Source organism: Mesotoga sp. H07pep.5.4 (assembly GCF_003664935.1).
GTDB lineage: Bacteria > Thermotogota > Thermotogae > Petrotogales > Kosmotogaceae > Mesotoga > Mesotoga prima.
The window spans coordinates 27401-46845 of the sequence record NZ_JFHM01000026.1; the positions used below are offsets into that span (position 1 = coordinate 27401).

Sequence of the window (19445 nt, forward strand, 5' to 3'; positions counted from 1 at the left end):
CTGCGATGCAGGGCTTTACTTTACATAAGTGGCCGGATTGTCAAACAGCTTGAACAGTCCACCAGTATGAATGAAAACAACTCTCTTCCCGGCGAACCTCTCCTTTGAGATCTGAAGCATTCCCCTGAATGCCTTCGCCGTATAGACGGGATCAAGGAAGAAGGCTCTCTCCCTGGCAAGGCTCTTTATAAGCTCTATATCCTCTTCCGAAGGCACAGCATAGGCGGGGCCCGAGAAGTCGTCGACTATCTCGATCTCACCGTCGTCTATCGATACGTCTATTTCGTACTCCTTCATCTCACCGATCAGTCTCTTTGTCTTTTCCACAAAGAGTGAAGAAGGATCCTTCGTGACGTTTATTCCTATGACTCCGGTGTTGTAGCCAAGCGTCCTGAGACCCGCCAGAATTCCCGCATAGGTCCCGGCGCTGCCTACTGCAGTGAAGACGGCTTCAACTCCGTCGAGATTTATCTGCCCTGAGAGCTCTTTTGTGGCGTCTACGTATCCTCTCGCTCCCAGCGCGTTTGAACCGCCCTCCGGGATAAGGTAGACCTTCCTTCCCTTATTCTCGTACTCTTCCTTCTTCCTGGCGAAGATCTCGTCTATTCTCGAATACTCCTCCTTGGTCACATAATAGATGTCGCTGCCCACCATGGTATCTAGAAGGACGTTTCCCTGAGGAATCTCCATCGGTCTCCCTCTGAGAAAGAGAACCGGCTGCATCCCAAGCGATCTCGCCGCAATCGCCGTCGCCCTGCAGTGGTTCGACTGAATTCCCCCGCAGGTGAAAACGGTGTCCGCCTTCTTTTCCAGAGCGTCTTTCAGAAGATACTCGAGCTTTCTGATCTTGTTTCCGCTCGTGATGAAGCCGGTCAACTCGTCGTGCTTACAGAAGAGTTCGAATGGAAGATCCAGGTACTCTTCGATCCATTCAAGCCTGTTCACGGGCGTAATACCGTTAATGAACTTCAGTTTCAAGTTCTCACCCCCTACTCTTTCTTTCATCTATATTAGAGACTATTCCGTTGAGTTTTTCAATTCGCTCCCACGAAGGCGGATGCGAGTAATATAGTGCTGCATACGAAGGATGCGGGCTGAGGTTAAATAGATTAGATACGGATAGGTTCTTCAGGGCTCTTATCATCGGTTGGGGATCGCCAATAATCTGCGCCGAATAACTGTCGGCCTCGAATTCCCACTTTCTGCTTATAAACGAGTCTATCCAGTCCAGCACAGTGAAGATCGAAGACAAAAAGATCCCAGCATAGAGCAGAATCGCGTACTTCTCTGAGATACCGAAAATACCGGCGACGGTATCGCTTTCGACTATCATCCGCAGAAGAACCACTGCGAAGACTGCGACCGCGTTAGATATGAGCATCCCCTTGAAAATGTGTTTACGCTTGAAGTGGCCGGCCTCATGAGCGAAGATCGCCTCTATCTCCTCTGAACTGTGCTTTTCGAGGAGGCTGTCGTACAGAACAATTCTCTTTGCCCTGCCTATACCCGTGAAAAAGGCGTTTGTGTGGCCCGTCTTCCTCGAGGCGTCCATGACGAGGATCGACTTGACTTCGAATCCGGCCCTGTCCGCAATTTCCCTTATCCTTTTTGCAAGGTTCTCATCTTCAAGCGGCTTCAGTTTGTAGAATAACGGCAGGATCACTGTCGGGAATACAAGCTGTGTAAGTATCTCGAATCCAACGACGCCTACAAGCAGATAGACCCACCAGTATTTGAAGGAATCAATCGCAAGGAGGGCAAGATATACGAGCGGGAGGCCGATCGCGGCCGCAAGAAGGACCCCTTTTATCTTGTCCGAGACGAATGTTTTCGGTGTTGTTCGGTTGAATCCATATCTATTCTCCAGGATGAAAGTCGAGTATATCGAAAAGGGTAGAGAGATAAAGAAGAAAATTGCGGCAATCAACGCGAAAAAGACGAGGCCGCGCAACGCAAAACCTTCGGCCAGCTCCATCGAAAGAGATTCGATTACACCGAATCCCCAGAAGATTCCTATGCTGAGCGCCAAAAGGCTGACGGCAGACGAGACGATAACAAGAAGACCCTTGGCCCTCGTATATTCCACAGACTTTTCTATGAGATCATCGCTGAAGACGTCTCGAAGGTTATCCGGAAGTGAGACCTTCGAGAGTTTCGCATTTCCGTAGTTTAGGGACAGCAAAAAGAGTTCAAAGAAAGCGATTCCATAGACAACGAGAAGAAAGATTGACTCGAAGCTAGTCATCAACTACTTCTTTCTCTCTCAGATACTCTTCGACCTCTCCCTTGTCCAGCCTCCGGATCTGACCTTCAACCACCGGCCTGAATTCCTCTGTTTCGTGAAGCGCTTCTCCCAAAGGACACCTCTTCTCCGGATTCTCCAGCAGGTAGTTCATCAGTCCGTCTTTATCCTTGAAGATCTTATAGAAGACTTTCGCACCGTCAGTCAATTCGTAGATGCCGCAAGGCCCGTTGAATAATGCCTCGGCTGCCCGGAGGTAAAGCATTGCGTCATTGAAAGAACCGAAGGAGGATAAGGGACCGTGTCTTTCTCTTTCATCGCCCTCCATGCAAATCGCCCTGCCACAAGTGGAACAGATGTATTGAACATGGTTCGACAGGCAGTCTTCGGGATTCTTAAGCGGCGTCGCCCTGTTATCACTAGAGTAGCATTCGGGACATTTCAACTCACTCACCTCCAATACACTATTTTACGACATTGTGGCGATCTCTGTAACCCTCTGTACCGACTAATCTTTGGGGGAAGGCTCCCGCAATTATCAAGAGTCAGACTTACCCAGAACGCCGTAAAAGTAGCTGTGTCGATCCAGTGATGTTATCATTGTCTCTGGAGGCGATCAGGTGATAGACATCTTTGCCGGTTGGTTTTCGGCGCTCGGACTCAGCGAGACTTTCGACTTGGTACTTGCCAATATAGTTGTCGGAATAATAATGGTAGTCGTGGCCTTTCTCTCGAAATTCCTCTTCGAGAAGCTGCTGATCAAGCCCATAGAAATCATTGTGAGAAGGTCCGCGTTCAAGTGGGACGATTATTTAATCAAGCACAGACTTCTCTACAAGATAGCACTGATGATACCGGCAATAGTTATCGCTCTCTTCGCCCGGGCATTCCCCGCGATAGAGGACTTGATCTACAAACTGGTCGCCACGTATCTAATATTCATCGTCGCCGTCGTGATAGACTCCTTCCTGGACGTCTTGACGAGCGCCTATCAGTCCCTTGAAACTTCTAAGGACAAACCGATAAAGAGCTATATTACCGTAGTGAAGATCATGGTCTACATTGTGGCCGGGGTTATTGCGGTATCAGTGCTGACTGGAATCTCTCCATGGGGAATCCTTAGCGGGATCGGAGCGATGACGGCAGTTCTGCTGGTAGTCTTCCGCGACTCGCTTCTAGGACTCGTTGCAAGCATACAGATCTCAAAGAACAATCTCGTCAGCATAGGCGACTGGATAGAAGTTCCGAAATTTCAGGCCGACGGAGACGTTATAGACATAACGCTTACCACAATCAGGATCCAGAACTGGGACAAAACGATCACCACCATCCCCTCCTACGCGATAATCTCGGAATCCTTCAAGAACTGGAAGGGAATGTTTCAGGCCGGAGGAAGAAGGATAAAGAGATCGGTCTTCATTGACACCTCGTCGATTCGCTTTCTCGACGACGAGCTTTACGAAAGGCTTTACAGGATCGAGATCCTCAGACCCTATCTGGAAAGCAAAAAGAAAGAGATAGAGGAATTCAACAAGAAAAACAATGTAGATGTGACCGAACCCGTCAACGGCAGGAGAATGACCAACATTGGAACCTTCAGGGCCTATCTCATGGCATATCTGAGAAATCTCCCGGGAACGAACAAGAACATGATAATCATGGTAAGGCAGCTTCAGCCAACCGACACCGGGCTTCCTCTGGAAATATACGCCTTCAGCAGCGATACTTCCTGGGTGAACTACGAAGCTTTGCAGTCGGACATCTTCGATCACGTCTTCGCCGCACTGCCACACTTCGGTCTCCGGGTCTTCCAGAATCCTACGGGAAGAGATGTGAGGGCTCTGGGCGAACTTTTCGTAAGCGGCAAGATGGCTGTTCCGCACCCGTCTGCCGGAGAGAAATCCGCCACTATAAACAACGACGAAGACCGGCAAATAGATTATCATTAGTTAACGACAGGTCCGCAGTCATCCCGACGATATAGTCTTCTCTACATTCCCCAGAAATGCGTCTACCGAAAAGGCGAGAAGAGCCGCCGGAATAGCCCCCTCGAGCACAAAGGCGGGATTCTCCGCAACGAGTCCTGCGATGATGGGCGATCCCAACCCTCCTGCCCCTATCGTTGCACCGACAGTCGCTGTGCCGATGTTTATCACCACGGATATCCTTATTCCCGACATTATGACCTTCAGCGCAAGTGGGAGTTCCACTTTGAACAGCGCCTGCCATGAAGACATCCCCATACCGTATGCGGCTTCGCGAACATCGGGAGGAATGTTCTCGATGCCGGCAATCGTGTTCCTCACTATAGGCAGAAGTCCGTAGAGAAGCAGAGCGGCCACTGTCGGCTTGAATCCAAAGCCGAGTAGGGGAACGGCGAGAGCCAGCACGGCGACGGGCGGAAAGGTCTGGCCAAGAGAGCTCAGGTTTGACACAAGCGGCAGACACTGTCTCCCCATCGGCCGCGTGACCAATACCCCAATCGATATGCCGATAATCGTGGCAAGTCCGCTCGAGACAAGGACCATCCACATATGTTCTGCCACGAGTTCAAGCAGGGTTCCTCTCGGGTGGAGGACCTCCCTCTCTTCCGGAAAGAGCCAGCCTAGAAAGCTCTCCCATAAAGCCATGTTGGAAATGAGGAGAATGAACGCCAGCAGAAAGATCCCCAGAAAGATCCATGACGAAAGTCTGCTATTCTTCCCTGTCACTTCTCGTCAACTCCTGAATCTTCGCTAGGCTTATCTGACCGAGAAAGCGTCCCGATTTCTCCACGACGGGGAGTGCCACTGTACCGCTCTCAAGCATCCTAGAAAGCGCCTCTTTGACAGTGCTGTCGGGGCTCAAAACCTCCTCCTCGAGCATTTCAGTCAATGCCTCCCTGATGGGCAGCTCCCTGTTTGAATGCGAGACATCCACCCAACCGACAAGTCTCCTCTCTTCATCCAACGCCCAGATGAACTCCTCTTTTGTCATACCAAGCTGGTCCCAGTTGCCGTCGACGTCTATCGTCTCGCACTTTTCTATGTATTTCGTGACCGGTATTCTGGAGAGCCTCTTTAGGGCCCTGTCTGACCCCATGAAATCGTGAACGAACTTCTCTTTAGGTCTTGCCAGAATCTCTTCGGGGGTATCGAACTGAAGTATCCTTCCCGCCCTCATGACCGCAATCCTGTCGGCAAGCCTTATCGCCTCGTCTATATCGTGAGTTACGAAGACTATCGTCTTATGAAGCTCCTCTTGAATCCTGGCGAACTCGTCCTGCAGTCTCACCCTCGTTAGGGGATCGACCGCCCCGAAAGGTTCATCCATAAGGATTATCGGTGGGTCGGCCGCAAGCGCTCTCGCGACGCCCACTCTCTGGGCTTCCCCTCCCGAAAGCTCTTTTGGGAGCTTGTTTGCGTAGGACTTCGGCTCCAGGCCGACTAATTCGAGCAATTCGCTTACCCTTCTCTCTATCTTCGATTTTTCCCATTTCAGCAGTTTGGGAACGGTCGCGATGTTATCCTTCACGGACATATGTGGAAAGAGACCTACGTTCTGGATGACGTAGCCTATCCCTCTTCTTAGACTCATGACATCCATTTCCTTCACATCTTCTCCATCGATGAGGATCTTGCCGCCGCTAGGTTTAACGATTCTGTTTATCATCTTGAGAGTCGTCGTCTTACCGCACCCAGACGGCCCAATGAGAACGGTGAGCTCTCTCGAGGGTATTTCGAATGTTATATCTCTCACAGCTACGGTCTCTTCATCGTATTCCTTCGTGACATTCTCGAATCTAATCATCGGCCACCTCCGAAACGAGCCCTCTGGGCGTCAGAATAGCTATCAACAATTGCATAAGAGAATCGACTATCAGGGCGAGCGCCACGATCGGCAACGCTCCGAGAAGTACGAGATCCATGGCGGCCTGGCCAAGACCCTGAAAAACGAAGACCCCAAGACCCCCGGCTCCAATGAGCGCGGCCATCGTCGTATTGCCCACCGCCTGGACGGCCGCCGTTCTTACTCCTGCAAGAACTACCGGCAGCGAGATCGGAATCTCCACCTTTCCAAGGACCTGCAACCTGCTCATCCCCATGGCCCTGGCGGCCTCAACCGTATCGGCCGGAATGACTTTCAGACTCGAGTAAGTATTTCTAACGATAGGAAGGAGTGAATAGAGAACGAGGGCTATCATAGCTGGCGCCCAGCCGACTCCCGTTATCCCGAGCTCCCTCAGGAAGGGAAGACTCCGAGAGAGATACGACAGCGGCGCTATGAGAAGCCCGAAAAGCGCTATGCTCGGAATCGTCTGTATGAAATTCACCACACCAAAGACCGGTTTCTCGACCTTTGGCGAGCTGTTGGCCGCCACTCCAAGGGGCACTCCGATTATCACCCCAGCCACTACGGCTCCGCCGGCGATCAGAAGATGCCGTACAGTCTCTTCGAGAAACCTGTCGCTCCTGTTTGCGTACTCCTTCATGATCGCTAGCTCCCTGAGATGACCGGAGCCGAGAAGAACTGCGAACGAAGCGATTGGGATCAGAACGAGCAGTGACGACAGTATTCTCTTATCCTTCAGTTTCCTTCTTGCCGCAAAGACGACCACATAACCGGCCAGAAGGAGAATCCACAACCCGGTGGAAGGGGAGACTCTGGCAAACGGCCCCGTTTCCGAGGCGATTTGAACCGCGCTGCTACCGGCAAGGAAGAAACCATATACCGGGGCGAGCCCACCTGCAAGGCCCATCAAGAAGTAGTATCCGCTGAAAGAAAGCAAGATGGTGACACCAGAGAACGCCAGAAGAACCACGAGGCCAATTACGGAAACCCCGGCCAGGCTGACCGGCAAAGCTGCGGAAATTCTCGTCTCCTTCACCGAAAGAAAACCTGGAAGCAGTATAGAAAACAACATGATGGCCACTCCAAGAATGGCCATCATATCTTTTCGTCGCGCAAAGGAAGCCATAGGCTTTAATCTATCAAAGACTTCGACTTGAGATACTGTTCGGCTACGTCACCCGCGTCCAGGCCCTCAATCGCTATCGAAGCGTTCAAGGACTGAAGCGTCTCCAGATCGAGAGATTCGAAGACCGGCTTTAGCAGTTCTCCGATCTCGGGGTACATCTCGAAGATCTCCTTTCTCACTATCGGGGCAGGCTCATATACTGGCTGCACGCCTTTGGTATCTTCAAGGACGACCAGCCTCAGAGCCGAGAGGGCACCATCAGTACCGTAGGCCATAGCCAGATTTACCCCGTCTATGCTTTGCGCTGCGGCTCTGATCGTCTGAGCGGTGTTTCCTCCGGAGAAGGCCAGAAGCTGATCGTTGGAAAGCTCGAAGCCATATGCCTCCTGAAAGGCGGGCATCGCATCGGGCCTCGTAAGAAACTCTTCCGAAGCGGCAAGTTTAATGAAGCCCCCACCGTTCACATAATTCGCAAGGTCCTCGAGAGTCTTGATTCCTTCACCGTCGGAAATATCCTTTCGGATAGCCAGAGCCCAGGTGTTGTTTGCCGGGGCGGGGGTAAGCCACACGAGTCCGTTCCTTTCAAGATCGAGGGTCTTCACCGTCTCATATCCGGATTTCGCGTTCTTCCATACCGTGGGATCGGTGTCATCGAAGAAGAACCCTCCGTTGCCCGTGTACTCAGGGTAGATATCTATCTCTCCGGCAGTGATCGCCTTTCGAATGACGCTCGTCGTACCGAATTCAGTCTTGTCTACAACCTCGAATCCATTCTTCTCGAGGACAGTTACAATCATCTGGCCCAGGAGCGCACCTTCCGTGTCTATCTTCGATGCCACCGTAATCGGCCCCTTCAGTGCAAAACCTGAAATTGCTATGAACAATAATCCAATTAGAATCAATCTCTTCACAATAAACAACCTCCATCATTTGTATTGCCGATAATTATACTCCATTTAATTGTACACTATCACACTTGATTTTCAATGCTTCGGCGAGTATGTAGGTCCACAATACTCAGATCAGAATCGATAACGATTTGAAAATAGCTTCAATCCTGAGATTCAGACTTTGTTTATAAGGTCTTTAGAGATCGCCTTTCTTGCATTCTTGAAAAAGAGCCAATAAGAATTTTTCTCTCCAAGGATAGATTCTTTTCGAAATACCATGACTGTCCAAAAAAATACTAAGAAGGGGTAGAATGCGAATTGCGGGGAAGCGAAGGATTTTCCTCCCGGTGAGGAGATAGTTTTACTAAGCGCTGCTGCCTTAGGAAGACTTCTAGTTTCTCCTTGCAGCTAAAATGCAGTATAGAAAATGAAGTAATGACGTTTTCTTCCGCTATGTATCCAGTCCCATGAAAAGATTGTTAAGAGACTCTGCAAACGTCGGGTGTGCGAAAATACCATCTCTCAGCGAAGTATAGGGAAGATTACCCATCATTGCAATCTGAATTGCAGACATGATCTCGCCACCCTCCACTCCCAGAATCGCTGCTCCAATAATCCGGTCTGTCTTCGAATCTACAAGAGCCTTCATCATTCCACGCGTCTCATTCGTTTCGATCGCCCGAGCCACTCTATCAAAGGGGAGAGTCGCCACACGGAATTGACGTCCTTGACTAACAGCTTGTTTCTCAGTAAGACCTATCCTGCCAAGTTGGGGATCTATGAACACCACGTATGGAACAAACCTCTCTTGTATCGTCAAACCCCTCCCGTTTACGAGATTCTCTTTCATTACCCTGAAATCGTCGTATGAAATGTGGGTGAAGGCGGGCCCGCCCTTGACATCTCCGATGGCATATACATTCTTGGTTGTGGTCTCCAGCTTACTGTTGACCTCAATAAAACCTCTACCGTCAACCTTAACTCCTGCCCTTTCGAGATTAAGATCAGGAGTGTTGGGTACCCTTCCGGTCGCCAGTAACAAGTGACTTCCGACTACCGGCTTTTCCTTATCCGAAAAACGTAACCTTACACTATTCCTGTTGCCTTCACAACTATCGATTTCTATCGGTTCTGATTCCAGTAGAACATCTATGCCTTCACCTCTGAGAATCTCCAGAACCAACGTCGCAATGTCCTCATCTTCAAGTGAAAGCAACTGCTTATCCCTCTGAATTATCGTTACCCTGCTTCCAAAACGCCTGAACATCTGACCGAATTCAAGACCCACGTACCCACCACCAAGGACTATCAAGTGCTCCGGAAGTTCGTCGAGTTCCATTATCGACGTAGAGTCGTGTGCTTCAACTCGTTCAAGACCAGGTATTTTTGGAGTTGCCGGGCTCGTTCCTGTATTGATCACAATTGTCCTTGCCTCAATTAGCTCGGTCTCCCCTTCCTTAAGCCTTACTTCAAGCCCTCTGTCACCGACAAAACTTGCGCTGCCTTCAATCAGAGAAAGGTTAGGAGAATCAATAATCCTTTTCCTGCTGCCTTCTCTGAAGCTCTCAACAACTTGTCTCTTTCGCTGAATAACCTTCTGAATATCGACTGAAGATTCTCCCGCAACAACTCCGTATTCCTCTGATCGCTGGACAAGATGCGCCACTCTTGCACTTGCTATCATGGTCTTCGTTGGCGTACATCCTTCATTTACACACGTTCCTCCAACTGCCTTCCTCTCGACAAGGGCAACCCTCCATCCCTCATCTGCAAGGGAGAGCGCGAGGGGAGTACCTCCCTGGCCGGAACCAATGACTATTGCATCAAATTCCCTTTTCCTATCCTTCATTTCACCACCATCCTGATATCGTTACTTGTAGTTTCGTCCTTCGCAGACGCCTCGAGAGTTCATCTGAAACAGAGGGAACAAGTCGATGCTCTTCCAGTTACCCCAATGAAGATGTGATACTCGGTTGTCCTCTTAAGAAGAAGTCAGATGATTTGCCCTTACAGGGGAGAACTACGAGGATCGGTATAAAGAAATCCATTCTGCCGATTTCCAAATAATGATCGGAATTCCGAAGATTCTTCTCGGAAAAAGCCGTTTCCACAAAAACAGTATAGCATCGTTGAATCGGAAACGGCCGCAGTTAGCAGTCTCACACCGAAAGTTGTTCAGCAGAGAAACTGCAGCGCCGGGACGCTAATCCGTAATGAAGATTCTCTCCCTTCTTCACCTCTATACTCAATTATAGGGCAGTCGAGGAGTGCAAAGGGACTGATTGTATAATTGAAAAACATATTGCAAATCGGTGGTGAAGAGAATGCACAGATACGATGAGCGCGACACGATTTTTGCTCGGATGAATTATGAAGCCGGTACTCCTGAGTACTGCGACTACTACTCTAGACATCCCGAGTTGAAGGAGATAGATGACGAGCTTCGCGAAAGACCCGATCTCTGCGACAGAAATTCTCCTTCTTACGATCCTCTAGATGCTTCAGAGGTGAGTTCGAATTTCTCCCTTGTTGCCAGTCTACGAAGCCTGTGTGATGGAAAACCATCTAGTGAGAAGCTTCACGTAGATATAACAACCGCTACCGAGACAATCAAACGCATCGCTATTGACAGCGGCGCGGAACTCGTGGCCATAACGAAGATGAAACCCGAGTTTTATTATAGCCACAGGGGAAGACATAGAGAGAATTATGGGGATGAAATAAGCTTACGGCTTCCCTTCGGAATAGTCTTCGCTGTCGAGTTGGACGGCGAAATGATAGATGCTGCACCGGCCATGCCGGCAATGGTCGAAAGCTCCAGGAAATACTTGAAGGCAGCCATGATCGGACTGACTATCTCGTACTTCATTAGGGGGCTGGGTTACTCCGCCAGAAATCATATGGACGGAAACTATCTCGCAGTTCTACCGATAGTCGGTGCCGCCGCCGGACTTGGGTTAATAGGAAGGCATGGCCTTCTTATCTCCTCCAGTCTAGGACCAAGAATGAAGCTGGGACTTGTGACCACTGAAATGCCCTTGAAATGTACCCCACCACTGGAAAAGAATCTCGAGCGATTCTGCAGCGACTGCGGAATCTGTTCCCGCGAGTGTCCGGTTTCCGCAATTCCCGGCTGCGAGGGACAAAAAGCCAACGATACGCCAAGATGGAAGGTTGACCACGAGCTCTGCTACTCCTACTGGAGAAGAAACGGGACGGACTGCGGTATTTGCATAAGAGTCTGTCCATTCTCCAGAGGTATAGGTTTCTCAAAACTTGAAGATCATCTTGACGGAAAGCTCAAACAGTAGATCTTTCAAACTCCATTTCAGCTCTTCTATTGATCCAGAAAAGCCACCAGCCTCATCGGGGTTGGGTTTTCCAGGGATCTATGTAAGAATTGTTATATAGGAAGAAGGAGGGAAAATCATGAATGATGTAATCCAAACAATAATCGAATGGGCGATTAGAATCGGGATCAGCATCGCAATCCTTCTGGTTGCAAAATGGCTTTCGGGCATCTTCTACAAAGCATTCATTAAATTCACTGAGAAGACATCCGTTGTCTCCATTCAATATCGGAAGACAATGAGAACGCTGTTCAACCTCGCCTTCTATGCTCTGGCGGCCTTCATAATTATCTCGGTTCTCTTCAAGAATCTGGCTCCCGTTCTCGCCGGTCTCGGAGTATCCGGTATCATTGTCGGTCTCGCTGTCAAGGAGCCTCTGGAAAACCTGATCTGCGGGATACTAATAATGATAAACAAGCTAATCTACGAGGGCGAGGCAGTTGACATCGGAGGGATATCCGGAGGAGTCCAGGAGATCAAACTCAATCACGTGCTCATAAAGACATGGGACGGAAAGCTAGTCACGATCCCCAGCAAAAACGTCTGGGCAGCAACGATTATTCACTTCTGGCCCGACAACATAAGACGAAACGATCTCAACGTCGGGGTTTCCTATTCGAGCGACCTGAACAAAGTCATGAAGATCCTAGAAGAGGCAGTTAATTCTTACGAGAAGCTTTATGTCGATGACAGCCACAAACCGATGATACAGTTCACCGGATACGGCGCGTCTTCCATAGACTTCGTCGTCAGGTTCTGGGTAGAGAAGGCAAACTTCATAGACTCAAGCACCGAACTGGCAAAGATCATAAAATCCAGATTCGACGAAAACGGCATAGAGATTCCTTTCAGCCAGCTCGATCTCCATATAAAGGACGGCCCCATAGAAGGGAGAAACGAGGTTAGAGGTTAGAGGTCAGTGGTCAGAGGTTGGAAGAGCAAAGGATCAGTTGCAAGTTCTAAGTTGTGAGTTGTGAGTTGTAAAACCGCGTCGTTGCGGGTCGGAGGTTGGTGGTAGGAAATAGCAAAGGAACTGGTTGGACGTTGAATGGTTCTCCGTTCTCCGAAAAGAATGGTTTCAAGTTCCAAGATCCAAGTTGCAACAATAAGAAAGAAGACCTTTTTCTAAAGGGCGATGAGGTAAGCTCGTTTTTGGCATTCAACGGTTCTGTCTCTTTTTTTGTGTAAACCCCTTTTTTGTAATGGGTTTAAGAATCAGCTTATATACTTAGCTAATCTTTCATACTTTATCACAAGTTGAGTAAGTATCCTGGACCAATCAAGAGTTCTTACTGTCCATTTCTTTGTTATATTTATTATTGCTAGATAAGCCATCTTTAAGAGAGAAGTATCTGTTGGAAAGACTCCTTTGTTCTTCGTCACCTTTCTGAGTTGTCTATTAACTGATTCAATGGGATTAGTTGTATAAACCAGTCTTCTCAGTTCCTCTGGATATTGAAAGAAGGTTGATAGAGTTTCCCAGTTATCCTTCCAGCTTTTTATTGACAAGAGGTATTTGTTCCCCCATTTCTCTTCGAGTGCAAGTAATGCATTCCATCCCGCCTCTCTTGTAGGCGCCTGATAAACTGTCTTTAGATCGCGTGCAAGAGGTTTACGATCCCTCCAGGTAACATATCTCATGGTGTTCCTTATCTGGTGAACTATGCACTTCTGAACCTCAGAGAATGGATATACAGCCTCTATGGCTTCTTCCATTCCACTTAATGCATCCACTGAAAAGATTGCCACGTCTTCAACCCCACGATTCTTCAATTCGTTTAGAATGCTTAACCAGTAGCTTGCTCCTTCTGTTTCACTTATCCACATGCCTAGAATGTCTTTGTAGCCATTCAGGGATACTCCTAAAGCTATATAGAGTGCTTTCTTCCTTACCTGGTTGCTTTCAACAACCCTGAAGAATACCGCATCCATGTAGACTATTGCGTACGCAGATTCTAATGGCCTGTTTCTCCATTCGGAGACCAGCGGCAGTATCTTGTCCGTTATCCTGCTTATGCTTTCTGAAGATAATTTAGAACCGTAGATGTTCTCTATATGACTCTGAATATCTCTTACTGTCATTCCCCTGGCATACATGGAGATTACCTGATCCTCTATCCCAGAAATGTCCCTCTGGTGTTTCTTCACAACAACCGGTTCAAATTCACCTTTTCTGTCTCTTGGTATCTCAAGTTCTATTTCTCCGTAATCGCTTCTAACTGTCTTCTTGCTATGTCCATTCCTGGAATTCTCAGTCTCTTTGTTCTTGTAGTCATGCTTAGAATATCCGAGCTCTTCTTCCAGTTCTCCTTCAAGCATTTCTTTGATAATGTCACCAAACAAATCTTTCATTGCCTCTTGAACATCTCCGACATCTTCAAATCCATTGCTCTCGATTAACGACTTGATCTTTTCTCTGTCAAATTTCATCTTCTTTTCCCTCCATTCTTCTCTTCCATTCTAGAGGGTTTACACAATCTTATTTACATACTCCATTCAACAAGACAGCATCGAGTGCCGAATCAAGTTCAGATGACGAATTCTTTCGCTCAGCGACCAGCGGGTTTTTTCTCTTAAGCGCACAGCGGTTCTTTTGTTCGCAATTTGGAACGGACTACTTGCAACTGCTCTTCTAAGGACGGATCCTTGCTCTTGAAGGACCAAGGACGGCTTCTTTCAGCATGACTGTAAGTGCCGTTCTCGCAATCACGTAACACTGTCATCCCGGACTTGATCCGGGATCCAAGAACGAACAACCTGGACGCGTAGCGTCGGAACAAAGAACCGTTCTTCCCAGAGGACGGTGGACCGTTGACGGTTGACTTTGTTCTTAATGTCCTTGCTCTTCCAAGCGTTCAGCGTCTCCTGGCAAGCGACCAGCGGATCTTTGGACGGACAACCTTGTCTAACGTGACTGGCCTGCGTTAGCAGACCGACCACTTTTTGCCTTCTGCTTTGCGCCTGTGAGAGGGCTTCCCCTTCGGGCGAACAGCCGTTCGCCCCTACAGAATCACCTAAGATTGTCATCCCGTAGTGTTCCTGTACGGGATCTCATCTGCCCGACGCAGTCGGAACTTGCGTCGCCGAAGGCGAGACTGGCCAGGCGCAGCCTGCCTGGCCACCGAAGGTGACTGGCCTGCGTAGCAGACTGGCTTTAAGGATCTTTCCCCGCGAAGCGGGCCTTGCGTCCTGGCATGATCTTAGCCAGCCCTGCGTCCACTGATGCTCTTCAGTGCATTGCGTCCCGCCGCAGGCGGCATTGCGTCTAATGTTTTATTCTTACTCGTGCAGCGAGCATCACTTCCCCGGACGTTCCTCCGGGCATCACTTCCTGCGCAGCAGAATCACTTCTCGACGAAGTCGGCCTCGCCTGCGTCAGCAAATGATTATTATCTGCGCTCTTCCCTTTCACCCGCTCCTATTAACCCGTTCTTCGTAACCCGATCTTTCTAACCCGATGCTTTGTTTCCCCGCGAAGCGGGCCTTGCGTCCACTGATGCTCTTCAGTGCATTGCGTCCCGCCGCAGGCGGCGTTACGTTCATTTTCATCGTACAACTTCCCGAACGCGCTTTGTAGGTTATAATTATCCAGGAGGTGAGAGCTATGGCAAGCACTTACAGAAGAGAGATGTTGGAGTCAGAGATATTGAAGGTTCTCACGGTAGCTCTATCATCTTACACCAGCGAAAAAGACTCACTGGGCATGGCTTCCATTGTCAGGGTCGAGCTAACCAAAGACAAACGGTTCGCAACCGTGTACGTGAGTCTAATGGGCCCCGATGACAAGAAGAAGAAGCTCGTTGAGAAACTGAACGAAGACAAGGGGTTCTTTAGAACTGCCATTGCAAAGAACATTAGGCTTTTCAAGGCCCCCGAGATTCGTTTTAAGGAAGACACAGGAATTGAGGCAAGCTTGAGAGTGGCCAAACTACTCGAGCAGATCGAAAAGGAGAAGAACGACACGGAAAATGAATGACGGAATCGTACTTGTTGACAAGCCAGTCGGCGTGACTTCTCACGATGTTGTCAACCTTCTTCGAAGAAAACTGAATACAAAGAAGATAGGCCATGCGGGAACGCTCGACCCCTTTGCCAGTGGGCTCCTCATAGCCGGCGTGAAAAAAGGGACGAGAGTGCTTGAGTACTTTCTCGACATGGACAAGACATACAGGGCAGAGCTCGAACTGGGGCGAATAACGGACACATTTGACAATACGGGAAAGACGGTTGAAGAGAGAGAAGTTCCCGCGCTTTCCGAGGATGAGATTGTTTCTGTCTTGAAGTCCTTTGAAGGGGAGTATCTGCAGGTGCCTCCCGCATACTCCGCCAAGAAGTACAACGGAGAAAGACTTTACAAGCTTGCACGGGAGGGAAAGATCATCAACCTTCCGCCAAGGGCGGTAAGAATCTATTCGATGACGGATATAAGCTATTCAAGGGAAAGGGTTACCTTTACTGCAAGAGTCTCAAAGGGAACCTACATAAGGTCGCTGGCGATGGACATAGGCTATAAGCTCGGCTGTGGAGCGACTACTACAAACCTCCGCCGGACCTCGCAAGGAAGGTTTTCAGTCGACAGCGCTTTTCAGATAGACGATGTCTCCCAGATCTCAATCATTCCGCTTGAAGAAGCGGTTGATTTCCTTCCCGGCCTGCTCCTCAGCGATTCCGAGACCATCAACGTGCTGCTTGGCCGACAGATCTACGCTGGCGGAGTTGCCGGTATCCTGGGCAAATTTGCCAAGGATGAGATAATACGCATTGTTGGAAGCGACGAGCGCCTTATTGCGATAGCTAGATCCGAACGCACCTCCTCATTCGTGAAAACCCTACTTAGGAGGGGTTCTGTCGAGAGAGTGGCAAAACTCGTGAAGGTTCTCGGTGCCTGATATGTATGCAGCTTGCATTGGCAACTTCGATGGCGTCCATCTCGGTCACAGGGCAATCATGCAAAGGACTGTGGATCTTGCCGAAGATCTCGGTCTGCAGAGTGTCGCGATTTCGATTGTCTATCCCTGGGGATACTATTTCCCGAATTTTCCCGGAATTATCTACCCGGTCACGCACCGTCTCGAGCTGATTCTGTCATCTGGCATCGAAAAGGTAATGACGGCCAACATGTCGGAGATAAGATATCTCGAGCCTGAAGACTACATTTCAAACCTGATAAAGCAGGGTGTGAGAGTCGTTGTCGTCGGAAGCGATTTCACCTTCGGAAACGGCGCAAAAGGAAATGTGGCCCTCCTGAAGAAGCTCTCGGAAGAGAGGGATTTCAGGGTGGAGATAGTCCCCGATGCAATGCACGACAACAGAAGAATAAGCTCGAGCTGGATAAGAGAGGCTCTCGCCAAAGGCGATATCGCCCTGGCCAACTCTCTCCTCGGAAAGAATTACGCTATAAGGGGAATCGTCTACAAAGACAAACAGCTGGGGTCGAAGATCGGCTTCCCGACCGCAAACATATACAGGGGCGACGAGAGACTCGTAACGCCGAAATCAGGAGTCTACATTGTCAGATCCCGAATAGATTCAAGAGATTACTTTGGTCTGCTGAATGTGGGTTTCAGACCGACAATAAACACATCGGAGGAAGTCAAATACGAAGTCTACTTCTTCAACTATTCCGGAAACCTATACGAGAGAAAGCTCGAGCTGGAAGTCCTCGAATTCATCAGGCCGGAGCTAAAATTCGAATCCGTCGACAAACTGATAGAACAGATCAGACATGATGAAAAAGTCTCAAGACGCTGGCTTGAGATCCACTCAGACATGCTCTGAGAAGAACGTCGAGATCGCCCCGAAGAATTGAGACTTCCTCTCGTCGTCGGCAAACATTTCGTGCTTTCCGCCAGGTATCTCGAGTATTTTCTTTTCGGTTTCTATTTTCTCGTAAAGCTCCTGAGCACCGACAGGATCGACAACCCTGTCTGCCGAACCGTAGACGATCAAGACAGGGACCTTGATCTTTCCAGCATTAGCCATCGCTTTCTCGATACTCTCTTCAAGACCGAAGAAGAGATTCGGCGACACCCGGTCGTGGACATACGGATCTTCGATGTATCGCTTAACGGCCCTTTCATTGTGAGAAAGATCTGAAGGAGTGAATCGAGACGAACTGCTGAAAGTGGTCTTGGGCGCAATTCGTCTGATAACGGAAATCAGAGGGAGCAGATTCCTTACAGAATCCTTTGCAGAAAACAGATGCGGCGCACTGAGAGCAACCGCTTTGAATGTGTTCGGATACTCCTCAACGACCCTAGCGGCGATAAGCCCGCCCATGCTGTGGCCGAAAAGAAAGACTGGAAGATCGGGCTGAACCTTTTTCACACCGTCCGCAAGCTGCTTCACAGCGGAAGTGAAGTCGCCGAACGACTTGATGAAGCCTCTCGTTCCTGCCTGCATGCCGTGCCCGGCAAAGTCTGTAGCGAACACACCGAAGCCTCTCCTATTAAGATAAGAAGCAAAGCCGTCGTATCTCCCGCTGTGCTCTCCTATCCCGTGACATATAACAACGTTCGCTTTAGCGTCTAGAGAAAACCACCGTCTGATAAACACCGAAACACCTCCTCGAAATGATTATATCTCTTAAGCAGGGGTGTTTACAAAAGCGGGAGACCATGATAATATTATTTCTGTTCGGCCCCATAGGATAACGGCTAGTCCACCGGATTCTCAGTCCGAAGGTCGGGGTTCGATTCCCCGTGGGGCTGCCACTTTCTAAAACCGTTCCATTTGCTCCGAAACAGGTAAGAATCTCCCGAAAGGGAGATTCTTCATTTTTAAGTGCTGCACTTCAACCCCCGCTCGAGCGATCAAACTGGACCTCATCTCCTCCGTGTCATCCTTTCTCCTCATATTCTTCTTAGCCAAGGCACGAGAAAGAACGCATTCGAGAGTTCGCTTCGCTCATGAGAAAGCGAGAGCGAAAAATAGGGACTGACCAGTTTCTAAGGTCTGTCCTATTTTTCGCGTGACATCCCGTAGTGCTCCTGTACGGGATCTCTTTCTTCTCGTCCTTCTCGCCCTCTTTCCTCTCTCTAAAAACAAACGTTACACATGACAGGTTAGAGGTTACAAGATGAAGATCTTCATGCTCTTCTGACCTCCCACATCTGTCCTCTGACCTCCTCAATTTTCCCAAGAACCTGGACACGAAGTGTCGGAACGAAGAATTGCTTTTTCCAAGAACAGTTCCTAAGGCTCTTGCCAGACCCTGGACCCCAAAACCCTAGACCCGGTTCATACGCTCTTCTCGTAGGACGGTGGACCATTGACAGATGACCTGTTCTTAATGCCCTTGCTCTTCCAGCGATCGCGCCGATCTTTGGACGGTGAACGGCCAACGGAGAACCTTGTCTAATTTGACTGGCCTGAGTTAGCAGACGGACCACTTTTTGCCTTCTGCTTTGCGCCTGAGAGAGGGCTTCCCCTTCGGGCGAACAGCCGTTCGCCCCTACAGAATCACCTAAGATTGTCATCCCGTAGTGTTCCTGTACGGGATCTTATCTGCCCGACGCAGTCGGAACTTGCGTCGCCGAAGGCGAGACTGGCCAGGCGCAGCCTGACTGGCCACCGAAGGTGACTGGCCTGCGTCAGCAGACTGGCTTTGAGGATCTTTCCCCGCGAAGCGGGCCTTGCGTCCTGGCATGATCTTAGCCAGCCCTGCGTCCACTGATGCTCTTCAGTGCCTTGCGTCCCGCCGCAGGCGGCATTTCGTCTAATGTTTTATTCTTCTTCGCGCAGCGGGCATTGCGACCTGGCATAGTCTTCGCCAGCCTTGCGTCCCAGCATGTTCTTCGCCGGCATTGCGACCGCCGATGCTATACGGCGCATTGCGTCTCTGTTTTATACCAGCATCACTTCCCGACAAAGTCGGCCTCGCCTGCGTCAGCAATTGATTATTATCTGCGCTCTTCCCTTTCACCCGCTCCTATTAACCCGTTCTTCGTAACCCGATCTTTCTAACCCGATCCTTTGTTTCCCCGCGAAGCGGGCAATTCGACCGC

Annotated in this window: 16 protein-coding genes and 1 tRNA gene; 7 read left to right on the top strand and 10 right to left on the bottom strand. The window is 49.5% G+C overall.

Annotation, left to right across the window (positions count from 1 at the left end; translation table 11 throughout):
• Positions 1 to 15: 15 nt before the first annotated feature.
• Genes Y696_RS11310 through Y696_RS11320 form a run of 3 tightly spaced genes read right to left on the bottom strand, consistent with a single transcriptional unit; the run spans position 16 to position 2687 of the window.
• Entirely contained in the window at positions 16 to 1005 is a 990-nt protein-coding gene (locus Y696_RS11310) for a D-cysteine desulfhydrase family protein (protein WP_121510518.1), read from the bottom strand.
• Entirely contained in the window at positions 983 to 2245 is a 1263-nt protein-coding gene (locus Y696_RS11315) for a M48 family metallopeptidase (protein ID WP_121510519.1), read from the bottom strand. The genes Y696_RS11310 and Y696_RS11315 overlap by 23 nt, the downstream gene beginning before the upstream one ends.
• Entirely contained in the window at positions 2238 to 2687 is a 450-nt protein-coding gene (locus tag Y696_RS11320) for a hypothetical protein (protein ID WP_121510520.1), read from the bottom strand. Before Y696_RS11320 ends, Y696_RS11315 begins: the two co-directional genes overlap by 8 nt.
• 175 nt (positions 2688 to 2862) lie before the next feature.
• Here Y696_RS11320 and Y696_RS11325 point away from each other — a divergent pair, with 175 nt between their 5' ends.
• Positions 2863 to 4191: a mechanosensitive ion channel family protein gene (locus tag Y696_RS11325; RefSeq protein ID WP_121510521.1), complete on the top strand. Its 1329-nt coding sequence runs from the start codon at positions 2863 to 2865 to the stop codon at positions 4189 to 4191.
• 18 nt (positions 4192 to 4209) lie between these two features.
• Here the strand turns inward: Y696_RS11325 and Y696_RS11330 are convergent, their stop codons facing one another.
• The 5 genes from Y696_RS11330 to Y696_RS11350 form a co-directional block, all read right to left on the bottom strand.
• Positions 4210 to 4953: an ABC transporter permease gene (locus Y696_RS11330; RefSeq protein ID WP_121510522.1), complete on the bottom strand. Its 744-nt coding sequence runs from the start codon at positions 4951 to 4953 to the stop codon at positions 4210 to 4212.
• Positions 4937 to 6031 carry an ABC transporter ATP-binding protein gene (locus Y696_RS11335; RefSeq protein WP_121510523.1) on the bottom strand — a complete coding sequence of 365 codons (1095 nt, stop codon included), beginning with the start codon at positions 6029 to 6031 and terminating at the stop codon, positions 4937 to 4939. Before Y696_RS11335 ends, Y696_RS11330 begins: the two co-directional genes overlap by 17 nt.
• Positions 6024 to 7145 carry an ABC transporter permease gene (locus tag Y696_RS11340; protein ID WP_121510524.1) on the bottom strand — a complete coding sequence of 374 codons (1122 nt, stop codon included), beginning with the start codon at positions 7143 to 7145 and terminating at the stop codon, positions 6024 to 6026. Before Y696_RS11340 ends, Y696_RS11335 begins: the two co-directional genes overlap by 8 nt.
• Before the next feature lie 59 nt (positions 7146 to 7204).
• Complete coding sequence (locus tag Y696_RS11345) at positions 7205 to 8110, bottom strand: ABC transporter substrate-binding protein (RefSeq protein WP_121510526.1); 906 nt, start codon at positions 8108 to 8110, stop codon at positions 7205 to 7207.
• Positions 8111 to 8540: 430 nt separating this feature from the next.
• Complete coding sequence (locus tag Y696_RS11350; protein ID WP_121510527.1) at positions 8541 to 9938, bottom strand: mercuric reductase; 1398 nt, start codon at positions 9936 to 9938, stop codon at positions 8541 to 8543.
• A 475-nt stretch (positions 9939 to 10413) separates the two neighbouring features.
• On the opposite strand from Y696_RS11350, the gene Y696_RS11355 reads away from it, so the two are divergent.
• Positions 10414 to 11400 (top strand): 4Fe-4S dicluster domain-containing protein, encoded by a 987-nt coding sequence (locus Y696_RS11355; RefSeq protein WP_121510528.1) that lies wholly within the window; start codon positions 10414 to 10416, stop codon positions 11398 to 11400.
• A gap of 118 nt (positions 11401 to 11518) precedes the next feature.
• A complete protein-coding gene (locus tag Y696_RS11360; RefSeq protein ID WP_121510529.1) occupies positions 11519 to 12352 on the top strand; it encodes a mechanosensitive ion channel family protein in 834 nt (277 codons plus the stop codon).
• A gap of 302 nt (positions 12353 to 12654) precedes the next feature.
• Here the strand turns inward: Y696_RS11360 and Y696_RS11365 are convergent, their stop codons facing one another.
• Positions 12655 to 13869, bottom strand: coding sequence for an IS256 family transposase (locus tag Y696_RS11365; protein WP_006492858.1), 1215 nt, complete (start codon positions 13867 to 13869; stop codon positions 12655 to 12657).
• Positions 13870 to 15043: 1174 nt separating this feature from the next.
• On the opposite strand from Y696_RS11365, the gene rbfA reads away from it, so the two are divergent.
• Genes rbfA through ribF form a run of 3 tightly spaced genes read left to right on the top strand, consistent with a single transcriptional unit; the run spans position 15044 to position 17217 of the window.
• Positions 15044 to 15415 carry a 30S ribosome-binding factor RbfA gene (gene rbfA / locus Y696_RS11375; protein ID WP_121510533.1) on the top strand — a complete coding sequence of 124 codons (372 nt, stop codon included), beginning with the start codon at positions 15044 to 15046 and terminating at the stop codon, positions 15413 to 15415.
• On the top strand, positions 15408 to 16328 hold the full coding sequence (gene truB, locus Y696_RS11380) for a tRNA pseudouridine(55) synthase TruB (RefSeq protein ID WP_121510535.1): 921 nt from the start codon (positions 15408 to 15410) through the stop codon (positions 16326 to 16328). The genes rbfA and truB overlap by 8 nt, the downstream gene beginning before the upstream one ends.
• Before the next feature lies 1 nt (position 16329).
• On the top strand, positions 16330 to 17217 hold the full coding sequence (gene ribF / locus Y696_RS11385) for a riboflavin biosynthesis protein RibF (protein ID WP_259459942.1): 888 nt from the start codon (positions 16330 to 16332) through the stop codon (positions 17215 to 17217).
• On the opposite strand, the gene Y696_RS11390 is transcribed toward ribF, so the two are convergent.
• Positions 17203 to 17994 (bottom strand): alpha/beta hydrolase, encoded by a 792-nt coding sequence (locus Y696_RS11390; protein WP_121510537.1) that lies wholly within the window; start codon positions 17992 to 17994, stop codon positions 17203 to 17205. The genes ribF and Y696_RS11390 overlap by 15 nt on opposite strands.
• A gap of 83 nt (positions 17995 to 18077) precedes the next feature.
• Between Y696_RS11390 and Y696_RS11395 the strand changes: the two genes are divergently transcribed.
• Positions 18078 to 18152: transfer RNA gene (locus Y696_RS11395), tRNA-Glu, on the top strand.
• Positions 18153 to 19445: the final 1293 nt, after the last annotated feature.

Coding starts and splice junctions, on each gene's coding strand:
- Y696_RS11350 (WP_121510527.1), bottom strand. CDS start 9,938: ATGAAGGATAGGAAAAGGGAATTTGATGCAATAGTCATTGGTTCCGGC.
- Y696_RS11310 (WP_121510518.1), bottom strand. CDS start 1,005: ATGAAAGAAAGAGTAGGGGGTGAGAACTTGAAACTGAAGTTCATTAAC.
- Y696_RS11360 (WP_121510529.1), top strand. CDS start 11,519: ATGAATGATGTAATCCAAACAATAATCGAATGGGCGATTAGAATCGGG.
- rbfA (WP_121510533.1), top strand. CDS start 15,044: ATGGCAAGCACTTACAGAAGAGAGATGTTGGAGTCAGAGATATTGAAG.
- Y696_RS11365 (WP_006492858.1), bottom strand. CDS start 13,869: ATGAAATTTGACAGAGAAAAGATCAAGTCGTTAATCGAGAGCAATGGA.
- Y696_RS11340 (WP_121510524.1), bottom strand. CDS start 7,145: ATGTTGTTTTCTATACTGCTTCCAGGTTTTCTTTCGGTGAAGGAGACG.
- truB (WP_121510535.1), top strand. CDS start 15,408: ATGAATGACGGAATCGTACTTGTTGACAAGCCAGTCGGCGTGACTTCT.
- ribF (WP_259459942.1), top strand. CDS start 16,330: ATGTATGCAGCTTGCATTGGCAACTTCGATGGCGTCCATCTCGGTCAC.
- Y696_RS11315 (WP_121510519.1), bottom strand. CDS start 2,245: ATGACTAGCTTCGAGTCAATCTTTCTTCTCGTTGTCTATGGAATCGCT.
- Y696_RS11335 (WP_121510523.1), bottom strand. CDS start 6,031: ATGATTAGATTCGAGAATGTCACGAAGGAATACGATGAAGAGACCGTA.
- Y696_RS11355 (WP_121510528.1), top strand. CDS start 10,414: ATGCACAGATACGATGAGCGCGACACGATTTTTGCTCGGATGAATTAT.